This is a genomic window from Shinella sp. CPCC 101442 (assembly GCF_024704725.1).
Taxonomy (GTDB): Bacteria; Pseudomonadota; Alphaproteobacteria; order Rhizobiales; family Rhizobiaceae; genus Shinella.
Genome location: NZ_JALIQS010000013.1, coordinates 1 through 14,540 on the forward strand (window position 1 = coordinate 1; position 14,540 = coordinate 14,540).

Annotated in this window: 16 protein-coding genes; 7 read left to right on the top strand and 9 right to left on the bottom strand. The window is 65.0% G+C overall.

What is annotated here, in order from left to right; all coding sequences use genetic code 11:
* From MUO32_RS27185 to MUO32_RS27215, 7 genes are all read left to right on the top strand, one after another.
* Positions 1–130: aldehyde dehydrogenase family protein (locus MUO32_RS27185; protein WP_257951265.1), on the top strand; the 130-nt coding region annotated here is incomplete at its 5' end.
* Between the two features lie 11 nt (positions 131–141).
* Positions 142–1,014 carry a fumarylacetoacetate hydrolase family protein gene (locus MUO32_RS27190; protein ID WP_257951507.1) on the top strand — a complete coding sequence of 291 codons (873 nt, stop codon included), beginning with the start codon at positions 142–144 and terminating at the stop codon, positions 1,012–1,014.
* A gap of 2 nt (positions 1,015–1,016) precedes the next feature.
* A complete protein-coding gene (gene hpaH, locus MUO32_RS27195; RefSeq protein ID WP_257951508.1) occupies positions 1,017–1,820 on the top strand; it encodes a 2-oxo-hept-4-ene-1,7-dioate hydratase in 804 nt (267 codons plus the stop codon).
* A 10-nt stretch (positions 1,821–1,830) separates the two neighbouring features.
* Positions 1,831–2,637, top strand: coding sequence for a 4-hydroxy-2-oxoheptanedioate aldolase (gene hpaI / locus MUO32_RS27200; RefSeq protein WP_257951509.1), 807 nt, complete (start codon positions 1,831–1,833; stop codon positions 2,635–2,637).
* A 152-nt stretch (positions 2,638–2,789) separates the two neighbouring features.
* Positions 2,790–3,578 (top strand): SDR family NAD(P)-dependent oxidoreductase, encoded by a 789-nt coding sequence (locus MUO32_RS27205; RefSeq protein WP_257951510.1) that lies wholly within the window; start codon positions 2,790–2,792, stop codon positions 3,576–3,578.
* 12 nt (positions 3,579–3,590) lie between these two features.
* A complete protein-coding gene (locus MUO32_RS27210) occupies positions 3,591–4,373 on the top strand; it encodes a molybdenum cofactor biosynthesis F family protein (RefSeq protein WP_257951511.1) in 783 nt (260 codons plus the stop codon).
* The gene (locus tag MUO32_RS27215) at positions 4,373–4,765 is read left to right on the top strand and encodes a nuclear transport factor 2 family protein (RefSeq protein WP_257951512.1); all 393 of its coding nucleotides are present in this window, start codon (positions 4,373–4,375) and stop codon (positions 4,763–4,765) included. Before MUO32_RS27210 ends, MUO32_RS27215 begins: the two co-directional genes overlap by 1 nt.
* Before the next feature lie 21 nt (positions 4,766–4,786).
* On the opposite strand, the gene MUO32_RS27220 is transcribed toward MUO32_RS27215, so the two are convergent.
* The 9 genes from MUO32_RS27220 to MUO32_RS27260 form a co-directional block, all read right to left on the bottom strand.
* Entirely contained in the window at positions 4,787–5,725 is a 939-nt protein-coding gene (locus MUO32_RS27220; RefSeq protein ID WP_257951513.1) for a helix-turn-helix domain-containing protein, read from the bottom strand.
* Positions 5,726–5,728: 3 nt separating this feature from the next.
* Positions 5,729–6,445 (bottom strand): ABC transporter ATP-binding protein, encoded by a 717-nt coding sequence (locus MUO32_RS27225; RefSeq protein WP_257951514.1) that lies wholly within the window; start codon positions 6,443–6,445, stop codon positions 5,729–5,731.
* A complete protein-coding gene (locus MUO32_RS27230; RefSeq protein ID WP_257951515.1) occupies positions 6,445–7,149 on the bottom strand; it encodes an ABC transporter ATP-binding protein in 705 nt (234 codons plus the stop codon). Before MUO32_RS27230 ends, MUO32_RS27225 begins: the two co-directional genes overlap by 1 nt.
* On the bottom strand, positions 7,146–8,177 hold the full coding sequence (locus MUO32_RS27235) for a branched-chain amino acid ABC transporter permease (protein ID WP_257951516.1): 1,032 nt from the start codon (positions 8,175–8,177) through the stop codon (positions 7,146–7,148). Before MUO32_RS27235 ends, MUO32_RS27230 begins: the two co-directional genes overlap by 4 nt.
* Positions 8,174–9,040 carry a branched-chain amino acid ABC transporter permease gene (locus MUO32_RS27240; protein WP_257951517.1) on the bottom strand — a complete coding sequence of 289 codons (867 nt, stop codon included), beginning with the start codon at positions 9,038–9,040 and terminating at the stop codon, positions 8,174–8,176. The genes MUO32_RS27235 and MUO32_RS27240 overlap by 4 nt, the downstream gene beginning before the upstream one ends.
* Positions 9,041–9,103: 63 nt before the next feature.
* The gene (locus MUO32_RS27245) at positions 9,104–10,351 is read right to left on the bottom strand and encodes an ABC transporter substrate-binding protein (RefSeq protein ID WP_374708730.1); all 1,248 of its coding nucleotides are present in this window, start codon (positions 10,349–10,351) and stop codon (positions 9,104–9,106) included.
* A gap of 54 nt (positions 10,352–10,405) precedes the next feature.
* On the bottom strand, positions 10,406–11,992 hold the full coding sequence (locus MUO32_RS27250; protein WP_257951518.1) for a GMC family oxidoreductase: 1,587 nt from the start codon (positions 11,990–11,992) through the stop codon (positions 10,406–10,408).
* Positions 11,992–13,398 carry an aldehyde dehydrogenase family protein gene (locus MUO32_RS27255; protein WP_257951568.1) on the bottom strand — a complete coding sequence of 469 codons (1,407 nt, stop codon included), beginning with the start codon at positions 13,396–13,398 and terminating at the stop codon, positions 11,992–11,994. Before MUO32_RS27255 ends, MUO32_RS27250 begins: the two co-directional genes overlap by 1 nt.
* A gap of 98 nt (positions 13,399–13,496) precedes the next feature.
* On the bottom strand, positions 13,497–14,465 hold the full coding sequence (locus tag MUO32_RS27260) for a helix-turn-helix domain-containing protein (RefSeq protein WP_257951519.1): 969 nt from the start codon (positions 14,463–14,465) through the stop codon (positions 13,497–13,499).
* Between the last annotated feature and the right edge of the window lie 75 nt (positions 14,466–14,540).

Below are 14,540 nucleotides of genomic sequence, written 5' to 3' on the forward strand. Positions count from 1 at the left end.
CGGCCTGATCTCCACGGCGGAAGCGCCATTCGGCGGTGTGAAACTCTCCGGCCTCGGCCGCGAGGGCTCGCGCTATGGCATCGAGGAGTTCACCGAGATCAAATATGTCTGCCTTGGTGGCATTGCCTGAAGGAAGAGAAGATGAGCCATCCCCGATTTGCCAGCTTCACCACGGGCAAGCGCCACGCCTATGGCCTGATCACCGAGACCGGCGTGATCGACCTTTCGGCCCGCTTCGGCACCCGTTACCCGACCCTTCGGGAGGTCGTCGAGGCCAATGCCTTCGATGAACTTCTCGAGGCCGTCGAAGGCCACCAGCCGGATTTCCCGCTCTCCGAGATCACCTACGAAATCCCGATCCCGGCGCCGGAAAAGATCATCTGCGTCGGCGTGAATTTTCCTGACCGCAACGAGGAATACAAGGACGGTCAGGTGGCACCCGCCAATCCGTCCCTCTTCATCCGCTTCCCGCGCTCCTTCACCGGCCACGACCGGCCGCTGATCCGCCCGCCGGAAAGCCCGCAGCTCGATTACGAGGGCGAAGTCACCATCGTCATCGGCAAGGGCGGCCGGCGCATTGCCGAGGCGGATGCGCTCGATCACATCGCGGCACTCACCCTCTGCAACGAGGGCACGATCCGCGATTGGGTGCGGCATGCGAAATTCAACGTCACCCAGGGCAAGAATTTCGACGCCACCGGCTCCATCGGCCCCTGGCTGGTGCCCTACCGGGACGAAAGCCAGCTTGCCGACATCAAGCTCGAAACCCGTGTCAACGGCGAGGTGCGCCAGCAGGATCGCACCAGCCGGATGATCTTCTCCTTCCGCAAGATCATCAACTACATCTCCACCTTCACGACGCTGGTGCCGGGCGACGTCATCGTCTGCGGCACGCCGACGGGTGCGGGCGCGCGCTTCGACCCGCCGATCTGGCTGAAGCCGGGCGACGTGGTAGAAGTGGAGGCCGAGGGCATCGGCCTTTTGCGCAACACCATCGCCGACGAGGTTTTCTGACCATGATGACGCAAGACGAGATCCGCGCCGCCGCGCAAAGCCTCGACGAGGCCGAGCGGACGCGCGTCCAGACGGGCCTGCTCTCGCTGAAACACCCCGGCATCACCATGGATGATGCCTATGCGATCCAGGGAGCCTGGGTGAAGAAGAAGATCGCCGATGGCCGCAAGGTCATCGGCTGGAAGATCGGCCTCACCTCCAAGGCCATGCAATATGCTTTGAACATCGACATTCCCGATTCCGGCGTGCTGTTCGACGACATGGTCTTCGAGGACGGCGCCACCGTACCGGCCGACCGCTTCATCCAGCCGCGCGTCGAGGCGGAAATCGCCTTCGTGATGAAGGCGCCGCTGAAAGGCCCCGGCATCACCGTCTTCGACGTGCTGAACGCCACCGACTACGTGACGCCGGCGCTCGAAATCCTCGACACGCGCATCCTGCGCGTCGACCCCGAGACGAAAAAGGCGCGCACCATCTGCGACACGATCTCCGACAATGCCGCCAATGCCGGCATCGTCACGGGCGGCCGCGCGGTGCGTCCCGACCAGATCGACATGCGCTGGATGGGCGCCATCGTCAGCCGCAATGCGGAGGTCGAGGAAACCGGCCTTGGCGCCGGCGTGCTCAACCAGCCCGCCCGCGGCGTCGCCTGGCTCGCCAACCGTCTCGCGCAGTACGGCGACGGCATCGAGGCCGGGCAGATCGTGCTCGCCGGCTCGTTCATCCGCCCCGTCGAGGCCCGCCATGGCGACACCATATCAGGCGATTTCGGCCCCTATGGCACGGTCAGCCTGTTCTTCGCGTAGGAGGTTTTCGATGCCCGCCCCGAAAAACCGTTTCAAGCAGGCGCTGAAAGAAGGTCGGTCGCAGATCGGCCTCTGGCAGGCGCTTGCCAATCCCTACACGGTGGAAATCTGCGCCGAGGCCGGCTACGACTGGCTGCTGCTCGACGCCGAACACGCGCCGAACGACGTGCCACTGCTCGTCTCGCAACTCCAGGCGATGAAGGGCTCCTCGAGCCATGCCATCATCCGCCCGCCGATCGGTGAAACCTGGATCGTCAAGCAGCTGCTCGATATCGGCGCGCAGACGCTGCTGATCCCGATGGTGGACAGCAAGGCGATGGCTGAGGCGATGGTGAAGGCCGTGCGCTACCCGCCGCACGGTGTGCGTGGCGTGGGCGCGGCGCTCGCCCGCGCCTCGGCCTTCAACCGCACGGTGGATTACCTCCAGACGGCCAATGACGAGGTCTGCCTGCTGCTGCAGGTCGAAAGCCGCGCCGGCCTCGAAGCGCTCGACGATATCGCCGGCACCGACGGTGTCGATGGCGTCTTCATCGGCCCGGCCGACCTCGCCGCCGACATGGGTTTCCTCGGAAAGCCCGGCGCACCCGAGGTGCAGGCCGAGGTGGAGAAGGCGCTGAAAAAGATCCAGTCGCATGGCAAGGCGGCCGGTATCCTGATCGGCGATCTTGGCCTCGCCAAACGCTATCTCGAACTCGGCGCCACCTTCGTCGGCATCGGCAATGACGTGACGCTGCTCGCCAATGCCACGACGAAACTGCTGAAAGACTTCAAGGCCACCGAGCCGGCCGAGGCGCCATCAGGCGCAAAGGTCTACTGAGCCAGAGGCGGCCCCAGCGGGCCGCCTTTTTCTTTGCAAGGGCCGCACTCCCGGCGGCGACCGGGTGCAGCCCTGGACAAAAGAATGTGCAGAACCGGACGCGACGACCTCGCACCATCACTGCATGATCGATCCGGAAAAGGGAGGAAACCATGCGTTTTGACAACAAGGTTGCCATCGTCACCGGCGGCGGCACGGGTATCGGCGCCGCCGTCGCGCGACGCATCGCCGCCGAGGGCGGCAAGGTGGCGCTGGTCGGGCGGCGGCTGGAGCCGCTGCAGGCCGTCGCCGAGGAGATCGGCGCGGCCGTCTTCGCCGCGGATGCGGCCGACACCGCCAGCATGAAGGCTGCCGTCACGGCGACGGCCGAAAAATTCGGCGGCATCGACATCCTGATCGCCAATGCTGGCGGCCACGGCGTCGGCCCAACGGTCTCGATGAGCGACGAGACCTGGGAGCTCGCCGTCCGCCTCAACCTCAACACCGCCTTCGTTTCGGCGCGCGAGAGCCTGCCGCATCTCATCCGATCCAAGGGCAACATCGTCGTGCTCTCCTCCATCGCCGGCCTCTTCGCCGGGCCGGATGCCGTGGGCTACGTCACGATGAAACACGGCTGCATCGGGCTGGCGAAATCGCTCGCCCGCGACTATGGCCGCCTCGGCGTGCGCACCAACACGGTCTGCCCCGGCTGGGTGACGACGGCGATGGCCGACGAGCAGATGGAAATGCTGGTCGAGAAGCACAAGCTCGCCTCGATTGCCGAGGCCTATGCGCTCGTCACCAGGGACGTGCCGCTCGGCCGCCCGGCAAGCGCCGAAGACGTCGCCAATGCCGTCTGCTTCCTCGCCTCCGGCGAGGCCGCGATGATCAGCGGCGCGATCCTGACGGTCGACGGCGGCGCCGGCACCGTCGATCTGCCGACCCTTGCTTTTGTGGAATAGGAGGAAACCGACATGGCTCAGCAAAACCCCAAGGACTGGAAGACCTACGACCAGTTCGCCTATGGCATCGACACCAACCGCCTGCCTTTGACCGAGGCATTGGCCGGCACGAAACACACCGTCCATTTCGATGACGGCCGCGAACTCTCGCTCGATTTCACCAAGGACAAGGTGACCTGGAAGGATGCATCCGGTTCGGGCACCGATTCGGTCGAGGTGGTCGAAGTTGCGCCCGACACCTATTTCGTCGAGATCGCCTTCACTGACAAGCCGCTCGAGGCCGAGACGGTCATCCTCAACCTCGCCTCCCGCCGCGCGCTGTCGATCCTTTCGGTCGTACGCTCCAAGGAGGAGACGGTGGGCGAACCGCAGGTCGGCCAGATTTTCCGGCCGGGCGTGATTGCCGGCGGGGAAGCGAGCGGCATGGTGCCGGAGGAAACGCGGGACCTGATCGGCCTGCGCGCCCATTTCACCTACAGCCCCAACCATGTCTACGAGCACACCTACCTGTCCTCCAAGCGTTATGCCTGGCAGTGCCTGGTCGGCGTGCAGCGCGGGCATGGCGACGTGGATCTCGCCACCACCTACAAATTCGCCGAGGCGCAATACATCTTCACCTTCCGCGAATTCAAGATCCCGGTCGCCTCGACCTTCTTCTACAACTTCACCGACATGCGCTCGACCGGCAAATTCCTCGGCATCAATGGCCAGGGCGCGATCCAGAACAGCAATGCCGGCGCCTTCATCCGCAAGGCCTCCGAGACCTTCTACCAGCCCGGCGAGGCACCCGTCTGATGCGCACCGCCTACGAAATCGTCAAAGCCCATTACGACGCCAACGGCCGCCGCGACATGGCCGGCATGCTCGCTGACATCGCCGAGGATTGCCGCTGGACGGAGATGGATGGCTTTCCCTGCGCCGGCACCTATGTCGGCCCCGACGCCATCGTGCAAAACGTTTTTGCGGCGCTCGGTGCGGCCTGGGACGACTACACCTTCACGCTGGAACGCCTTCTCGATGCCGGCAACGACGTGGTCGCCGTCGGCAGCTACACGGCCCGTTTCAAGGCGACCGGCAAGGCGATGAATGTGCGCGTCGTGCATGTCTGGGGCGTGGCGGACGACAAGATCCGCCGCTTCGAGCAGTTCACCGACACGCTGCGCGTCGCCGAGGCGATGCAGGCCTGAGGCACCGACTGAGGCGGCGGATCACTCCGCCGCCTCTCGCCACCGCGACGGCGTCCGATCGTAACGCTGGCGAAAGAGGCGCGAAAAATGCGCGCTGGAGGAAAAGCCGAATTCGAAGGCGACTTCGGCGATGGAACCGGGGCGGACCGGACGGTTGCGCAAGGCCTCGGCCGCCGTCTGAAGACGCTGCTCCCAGATGAAATCAGCCGGTGTGAGGCCCTGCGCCTCGAAAGCCCGATAGACATAGCGCACGGAACAGCCCATGCGCCGCGCAATATCCGACGCGTCGAGATCGGTTCGCTGGATATTATCCGCCACATAGGCCTTGATACGGTCGAACAGCAAGGCCAGCGGCGGCGCATCGGCTTGATGGTCGGCCAGCAAGCAGTCGGTGATGATGGTGCGCGTCAGGTCCGCCATCGCCCGGCCGAGACTTTCGCGGCCGGCAGCATCGAGCCGGTCCATTTCCACCACGGCCCCCTGCATCATCGAGAGCAGGATGTTTTGCAGCCCGCCGGGCGCAAGCGATGCCGCCATCGGCCGGCGCAGGCGTCCGAGCACGGCGCGCGGCAATGTCTCACGCGGCACCTGCAACATCAGCACCTCGACGGGCATGGGGTTTTCGAGCCGGTAGCTATAGGCGGGATCGTAGATCACCAGCGCCTGCGAATTGACGGTCAGATCGCAGCCGCCCTGGTGGAAAATCGAGCGACCGTGCGGCTGGATGATCAGCTTGATCATATCCGGCCGGTTGCCATCGGACAGCACGCGGCGGCCATCGACCAGATGCGCCTCCGCATTCAGCCGCGTCAGCCGGCACTGGCCGAGTTTTGCCGAAACGATGCGGCTCGCCCGCTCCCGTCCCTCGGAAAAATGCAACCGCACGGAGCCGAACAGCCGGCGGGCGACGAAGCGGACATCCATGCCGGTTGCGGCTTCGAGCGGCGAGAGCGTGCCCATGGCTCACACCGCCAGATAGGCGCCGTGCAGGATATCCGGCTGCTGGCGCAGGGTTTGCGAGGAACCATCGAAGACGATGCGACCGCGCTCCATCACCAGCGCATGGCTGGCAAGGCCCAGCGCCAGATTGGCAAATTGCTCGATCAGCAGCACGCCGATGCCGTCTTCGGCAGCAAGGGTGAGCGCCTCCGCCAGCCGCTTGACGATGGTAGGGGCAAGGCCGAGCGAGAGTTCATCGACGATCATGAAGCGCGGTTTTGCCAGAAAGGCCTGCGCCATCGCCACCATCTGCTTCTGGCCACCCGAGAGATCGCCGGCAAGCTGATGACGGCGGGTTTCGAGTTCAGGGAAGATAGCGAAGGCCCGCGCCAGCCCGTCGCGCCGCGCCAACGCGCTACGCTCCAGCACGGAGACCAGCAGATTGTCCTCGACACTCATCTGGCCGAGCACGCGGTGCCCTTCCGGCACCATGGCCACGCCCCGGCGGCGCACCGCATCGGGCGAAAGCCCCGTCAGCTTGAGGTCACCGAGCGAGACGGTGCCCGACATCGTGGGAATGGCACCGGAGAGCGCCATGACAGTACTGGATTTGCCGGCGCCATTGGCGCCGAGCAGGGTGCTGATCGTGCCGGCCTCAAGCGAAAAGGAGATGCCGTGCAGCACCCTTTTGCCGCCGCGTTCGACGACGAGATTGTCGACGGAAATGATGTCCGTGCTCATCACAGTTCCCCCAGATAGGCGCGGCGGACGGCGGGGTCGGCGAGGACCGTTTCCGTATTGCCGAGTGCCAGGCGCTTGCCGTAGTCGAGCACCAGCGTTTCCGCGCACATGGCGCGGATGAGCTCCACGTCGTGATCAATCACAACGACCTGCGCGCCAAAAGCATCGGGAATGGCGAGCACCAGGTCGCGCAGCCGCGCCCCCTCCTCGTCCGTCAGGCCGGCGGCCGGTTCATCAAGAAGGATGAGACGCGGCGTGCCGATCAGGCATTTGCCGAGTTCCACCAGCCGTCGCTCGAACAGGTTCAGCCGCGCCCCGAGCCGGTGGGCGACGCTGCCAAGACCGACGAACTCCAGCGCCCGGTCCGTCGTGCGGCTGCGTTCACCGACGGACGCCACATTGTCGGCGAGGGCGGCGAGATTGTCGCGGGTAGTCAGGTCTTCCACCACCTGTTCCGTCTGGAACGAGCGGCGCAAGCCCGCCCGCACCCTTTGCAGCGGTGACAGCGCCAGCAGCGACCGACCATCCAGCTTGATGGCGCCCTCGACGGGCCGCACGAAGCCGGAGAGCACGTTGAGCAGCGTTGTCTTGCCGGCGCCGTTCGGGCCGATGAGCCCGGAGACGGGCGCGCTCAGCATGGCGGTCAGCTGGTCGATCGGCTTGATGCCACCGAAACGGACCGACAGCGTTTCGATTTCGATCATCGCTCGCCTCCCTTGGTGAAGCGTGCAAGAAGGTTGGCGATCTTGCCGGCGATGCCGGTCGGGGCCGTTGCCAGCGCATGGAACAGCGCAACACCGAAAATGCCGATCGTCACGTAACCGTCGATGCCGAGATCGGTGAGCAATGCCGGCAACGCGCGCAGCAGCAGGCCCGCGATGACGGCGCCGTACCAGTGGAACGCGCCGCCGACCGTCGCCAACGCGAAAAGGTTGAGGCTCTCGAAGGCCGAAAAGGCGCGGCCCTCGAGTTGGCCGACATTGCCGGCGAGAAGCCCGCCGGCGATGCCCGCGAGAAAACCCGAAAGCGCAAAGGCCCAAGCCTTGTAGGCGAGCACATTGACGCCGGAGGCGATCGCCACCGTCTCGCCCTTGCGGATCAGCGCCCAGGCGCGGCCCGGCCGGGTGATCTTGTGGGCCTGCACCAGGATCAGCCCGAGCGTGGCGATGAACGCGCAATAGAGGAAATACGGGATCGCCTCGGTCGCTAGCGCCGGGCGGGCGAGCATGGACCGGCCCACTCCATCCGCACGGCCGAGGAAACCGGGGCCGCCATCGGGAAAACCCCAGGCGGAAATGACGATCTGGAAGGCGCCCGCCAGCATCAGCGTCACCAGCGCGAGATAGAGGCCGCGCAGCCGCAATGCCGGAACGCCGAAGAGCAGGCCGATCAGGGCGGCGACCACGCCGCCGGCCAACAGACTGACCTCGAAGGGTGGCTGGAAACCGTGGCCTATGCGCAGCGTCACCCAGCCGCCGACGCCGACCAGCGCGAACTGGCAGAGCGAGACGAGGCCGAGCTGGCCATAGAGCACGGCGACACCGGCGACGGAGAGCGACAGCGCCATCGCCGAGGTGAGGGCCGAGAGCCAGAAGGCATTGGCGAGGAGGGCGATCGCGGTGGAGAACACCGCCATGGCGAACGCGATGGCAAAAAGCGGGCGCTGCTTGCGGACGACGGTCTCGGCCGCAAGCGGCACCGCGGCGGGGAGAAGGGTTCCTTGCGTGTTCATCGATCCCTCATCGCGGCTCGGGACATGCTGCCGAGGATCGTGACCGCAATCAACGCGATGACGAAGGGCGCGGCGGCGCGGTAGGGCGAGATCAGCGTGATCGGCGTCAGGACCGCCTCGGCAAGGCCGATACCGACGCCGGCAATGGCTGTAATGTAGAGCGAGCGCAGCTGCCCGAGGATCGCCGCGGCGATGGCCGGAATGACGACGAAGGTCAGGAACGTGCCCTGCAGGCGCACGAGATCGGCCAGCAGCAGGCCGGCAAGACCGGAAAACAGGCCGGTAATGACCCAGGCCGCGGTTTCGGTGTGCAGCACGCGCACGCCGAGGATGGCGGACAGGTCACGGTCATTGGCGAGCGCGCGCATGTCGAGGCCGAGACGCGTGCGGTTCAAAAGCAGCGTGATGGCCGCCACCATGGCGAGCGACAGAACGAGCGCGATCAGCCGGGTGAAGGTGAGCCGGACGCCGAAGACGGTGAGATACATCTGGTCGGTCGGAAACTGCAGGCGGCGCGGCAGCTCGCCCCAGATGACGCCCATGGCAGCGATCAGCACAAGGGCCGGCGCCAGTGTGCCGACGGCGCGCACGACGATATCGCGGTGCGAGAGCAGTGGCGCAAACAGCCGCCCGTAGAGGAAGCTCACCGCGGTGGAGGTGGCGACGCCGACGAGGATGGCGAGCGCCAACGGCCAGTCCCATTGCAGGGTCTGCCAGGCGACATGGGCGCCGAGCGCACCGAAGGCGCCGAAAGCGAAATTCAACACGCCGGTCGATCGGTAGAGGATGACGAGACCGACGCCTGACAGGGCATAGACCGCGCCGATCCCGAGGCCGGAAATCAGAAATGGCAGGAGAGACATGGCCCCCTCGAACGTTCGGGAAAGGGGACCCTGCGAAACGCGATGTCCGCAGGGCCGGGTCGATCACTTCAGGCTGGCTTCGAAGGCGCGCACGTCCTTCAGCTCCGGATCGGGCGACGGCGCGCAATCGGAGACGACCTTCCACTTGCCGCCTTCGCTGACGGCCATGCGGGTCGTCGAGTTGGCATTGTGGCGCGGCTGGCCCTCACCGAAATACCAGGGAGCGCAGAAGATATCGCTCTTGAAATCCTTCACCTGGCGCACGGCCGCCGAGACGCTTTCGCGGCTGATGCCGGCGCTGTCGAGGCTCATCAGCGCCTTCTCGGCGATGCGCGCGGCGAGGTATCCGGCCTGGGCGAAGGTGTCGCGCGGGTCGGAGGCCTGGCCGTATTCTTCCATCACGGCGAGCCAGTTGGCATTGTCGGGCGTCTGGGATTCCAGGTCGTTGAATTCCATGTTGACGTAGAATTTGCCGTCCCAGCCGGCACCGATGGTTTCCGGTACGGAGAGATCATAGGCCGATGCGGCGGAAAGGAAGGTGATCTGTTCGTTCAGCCCCTGCTCTTCGGCAGCCACCAGCAGCGGCACGGCGACGCCCTTCGACATGCCGAGCACGATGACATCAGGCTTGCTGGCGGCGGCCTGCAGCATGATCGAGGTCGCATCCGCACTGCCGGGATCCATCAGGATCGTTTCGGCGGCAAAACCCTTTTCCTTGGCAAGCAGCATCACGCCGTCGCAGGACCAGGTGCCGACATTGGGAATGTTCGGGCCAATGCAGACCACCGACTTGGCAGCAAGCTTGTCGAGCGCATAGCCCATGGCGCCGAGCATGGAGACGCGCGGGCCGGCATTGGTCGGCGCATAGTTTTCCGCAAAGAAGCACTCGCGCGGCACGCCGACGCCAGCCACGACATAGATGCCGCTCTTCTTGTAGTAATCGGCGTTGGCCCCGCATTCGACATAGCTGGAGTTGCCGACCATCAGCACGGCCTTCTCGTCATCGACGAGCTTTGCCGCAAGCTGGGCCGCTTTTTCCGGGTCCCACTGATCATCCTCGACAAGATACGTCACCGGACGGCCCTTGATGCCGCCATTGGCATTGAGGCAGTCGAAATAGGCCTTTGCCGCCTTGGTCGAATTCGAGAAATCGTCCGGACCGGTCTTGCCGGTGATGGCGCCGATGACGATCGGCTCGCCGGTTGCGGCAGCACCGGTGTTTTCGCCGCAGGATGCGGCCGCGTATGCGCCCGCCGTGCCGGCAAGGCTGAACGCCAGGCCGACCAGCAGTCCCTTCAACAGTTTCATCATGGTTTCCTCCTCCTTGGTTTTTGATCGGCCGGCGCTCCTCCGCGCCGGCCGTTTTCAGCGCGCCGTCATGAAGGCTGCGGCGCGGGCGCCGATCATCATGCAGGGAGCATTGGTGTTGCCGGAGACGAGCGTCGGCATGACCGAGGCATCCGCGACGCGCAGCCCCTCGACGCCGCGTACCTTCAGGTCCGGCGCCACCACCGCCATCGGGTCGTCGTCGCGGCCCATGCGGGCCGTGCCGGCCGGGTGGAACACGGTTTTGCAGCTCTGGCGGATGTAGTTTTCGAGAGCCTCGGCATCGTTCTCGACGCCGGGGCGCGGCAGGACCCGCCGCTTGACGATCGCCTGCATCGACGGCGTATCGAGAATGCGGATCGCCGCCTTCACGCCACGCACCAGCGTCTCGACATCCTCACGGTCGGCGAGCGAATTGGCGTTGAAATCCACCTTTGCCGCAGGATCGGCGACCGTGATGCGGATCGAGCCGCGCGAGCGGGGACGCAGATAGCACGGGCCGATAGAGAAGCCATGGCCCGATTCCGGCTCGCGATCGACGAAGCCGATCAGGACGGGCAAGACGTGAAACTGCACGTCCGGCTGGCCGGTACCTGCGGTATCGACGAAACCACCGCATTCCACGACATTCGACGTCAGGAGACCCTGTTTCGACGTGAGGTAACGCAGCATGTGCCCGACGGCCTTCAGGCCCGTGTCGTGGCCGAGGATGGAGATCGGCTCGCGCGTCTCGGCCTGAACCGGCACTTCCAGATGGTCCTGATAGTTTTCGCCGACACCCGGCAGGTCCGACACGACGTCGATGCCGAGGGAGGAAAGATGTGCGCCATTGCCGATGCCGGAGAGCTGCAACAGGCGGGGCGTGGCGATTGCGCCCGCCGCCAGCACGATTTCGCGGTTCGCGCGATAGACCGTGCCGTCCGTGAGCGCGATGCCGACGGCCTTGCGGCCTTCGAACAGCACCCGCGCCACCTTGCTTTCGGTCAGCACGGTCACGTTCGGCCGTTTCTCCGCTTCACGGAGAAACGCCATGGCGGAACTCCAGCGCCGGCCATTCTTGGTGGTGCTCTGGTAGAAGCCGACGCCTTCCTGTTCCGCGCCGTTGAAATCGGCATTCGGCTTCAGGCCGGATTCGACTGCCGCCTTGACGAAGGCTTCAGAAAGCGGATGGCGGTGACGCGGGTTTGAAACGGTGAGCGTGCCGCCCTGCCCGTGATATTCGCCGTTGAAAACCTCGTTGTCTTCCAGTGCCTTGAAAACCGGCAGCACCTCGTCATAGGACCAGCCGCGGCAGCCCATCTGCGACCACGTATCGTAGTCGTTGCGATGGCCACGGACATAGATCATCGCATTGAGAGACGAACCGCCACCCAGCACATTGCCCTGCGGCACGATCGAGGGCCGGCCGTTCAGGCCGGGCTGCGGATCGGACGCATAGGGATGGATGTCGATCCCCTTGCCGAGCACCTTGAAAAAGGTCGCCGGGATATGGATCCAGGGATCCTTGTCGCGCCGCCCGGATTCGATGAGCAGCACCCGGTTGGCAGGGTTTTCAGACAGGCGGTTGACGACGACGCAACCGGCCGAGCCACCACCGACGACGATATAATCGTAGGTCCCGCTCATCAGCTCAGCACCGTCTGGATCGTGGTGAATTCCTTGAGGCCATCCACGCCGAACTCGACGCCGATACCTGACTGCTTGACACCGCCGAAGGGCGCGTTCGGCTGGATGGCACCATGTTTGTTGATCCAGACGGAGCCGCATTCGAGCTGCAGCGCGACCGCGCGCGCCTTGTCCGGATCACCGGACCAGACCGAACCGCCAAGGCCGGCGGGATTGTCGTTGGCGCGCCTGATCACCTCGTCGATATCGCTGTAGCGGATGATCGGCAGAACCGGACCGAACTGTTCCTCGTCCACCAGCCGCACGCCGTTGTCGACATCGGCGACGAGCGTGACCGGGTAGAAATACCCCTCGCCCTCCGGCGCTTCGCCGCCGATCAGGATGCGTCCGCCCTGCGCTTTCGCGTCCTCGACCAGCTCGCGCACCTTGTCGAACTGCATGGCGTTCTGGACGGGGCCGAGAATGTTCTTCTCGTCGAGGCCGTCGCCGACGGGAATGTTCGCCGCATAGTCGGCGAGCCGCTGGCAGACGTCGTCATAGAGGCTGTCATGCACGTAAAGCCGCTTCAGCGCCGCGCAGGTCTGGCCGTTGTTGATGAAGGCGCCCCAGAACAGACCTTCAGCAATGCGGGCCGGATCGGCATCAGGCAGCACGATGCCGGCGTCGTTGCCGCCGAGTTCCAGCGTCAGGCGCTTCAGCGTCGCGACGGCCGAAGCCATCACCTTCTTGCCGGTCTCGGTGGAGCCGGTGAAGGTCATCTTGGCGATGCCCGGATGGGCCGAGAGGGCGGCGCCAATGGCGTTTTCACCCGTCACGACATTGACGACACCCGGCGGCAGCACCTCGTTGATGATCTCGACAAGACGGATGGTGGACAGCGGCGTCAGCGGCGATGGCTTGATGACGACGGTGTTGCCGGCTCGCACGGCGGGGATGATGTGCCAGCAGGCGATCATGACCGGCCAGTTCCACGGCGTGATCGAACCCGTGACGCCGACCGGTTTGCGGTGGATTTCGACGCGACCCTCATTGTCGTCCTGCACCAGCTCGACAGGCAGGCTGAGTTCGGCGGTGTGGCGCGTCCAGGCGAGCGCGCCGCCCAGTTCGAAGCGCGAGCCGAGACCGTTCAGTGGCTTGCCCTGTTCCAGCGTCAGCAGGCGGGCAACCTCTTCAGCGTTTTCCGCGAGCTTTTCCGCGATGGAGCGGCAGGCGCTCGCGCGCAACGCGTCATCGGTCTTCGACCAGCTCTCGAAGGCAGCGGAGGCGGCCGCCACCGCGCGGTCGAGATCGACCTCGCTTGCGAGCGGCATCAGGCCGACGATCTCGCCGGTCGACGGATTGCGCACCTCTGCGTGGTGGGGCGTGGCGACGCGTTCGCCGCCGATGAGCAGCGTGTACTGCTTCAAAGTCATGTCCTCCCTTGACTGTCGGGAGGAGTATCGCCGGGTGGTGCGAAACCGTCTTGGGGAGAAGCGCGCCCCGGCTTGGACCGGAACGCAAATGCCTACCGTTCAGCGCCCTTCAAGAGGTCCGTCGGCGCGCAGTCGAACAGTTCCTTGAAAGAGCGGTTGAAGTAGGAGATGTCGTTGAACCCTGCGGAATAGGCGACCTCGGCAATCGTGCCGCCGGATTTCTGCTCCTTCAGCTGCTCGATCTTTTCCTTGGCCAGCCGCAGGCGCTTGTCGCGGATGATGGTGGTGCAGGTCACGCCCATGCCCTGGAAATCCTGCTGCAGGGTGCGGATCGAAACGCCGAGCCGTGTTGCCAGCCAGCGGGCGGAGAGATCGTTTTCCGTCAGATGCCGGTCGATCAGCATGTCGACCATCTGCAGGCGCTTGCTTGCACTGTCATGCAGCGCATGCAGCGGCTCGGTCTCACGGCTGGAATGGAAGGCCTGCCGTGTTGCCGTGAACATCAGCTGGCGAAGATGCGGCGAGGCAGAATCCGATTCCGCCGTCGTCATGATCTTGGCGATCAGCGCATGCAGCATCTGCGCCATCGGATCATAGGCGAAAAGTTTGCGCGCGACGTCGAAATGGATGCGGCTGTCGGAATACATCATCTGACGCGGCAGGTGCAGCGAGATGTGGTTCGAGAAATGCCCGCCGAAATGGAAGGTCGTGGGGCGGGTGGAATCGACGAGGATACATTCGCCGACGTCGAGCACATTCTGCCGGTCGCCATGCTCCAGCCCGCAGCTGCCCTCGATCTGCACGATCAGGAACAGGTGTTCGTTGGGGTCGCGGCGGATATCGTCCCAGCCGCGGCGGACATATTCGAGATCGTTGGAGACATGAGCGAACTCCATGCCGCAGACATCGATGCGCCGGGCGGCACCCAGCACATTGTCGCCGCGTTCCATGGTCTTCGGATTGAAATTGCCGCAGATCGAGCGCAGATCGTCCGCCCACTGGTCGTAGGAAACGCTTGCCCACGCTTCGGGCACCAGGGTCTTGTGCTGAACGAGATCCAACTTTGCCTCCCAACAAAGATTGGTCGCTCCACAATCGACATGCGGAACGGGAAGGCAAGGATGCGCCGCCCTTGC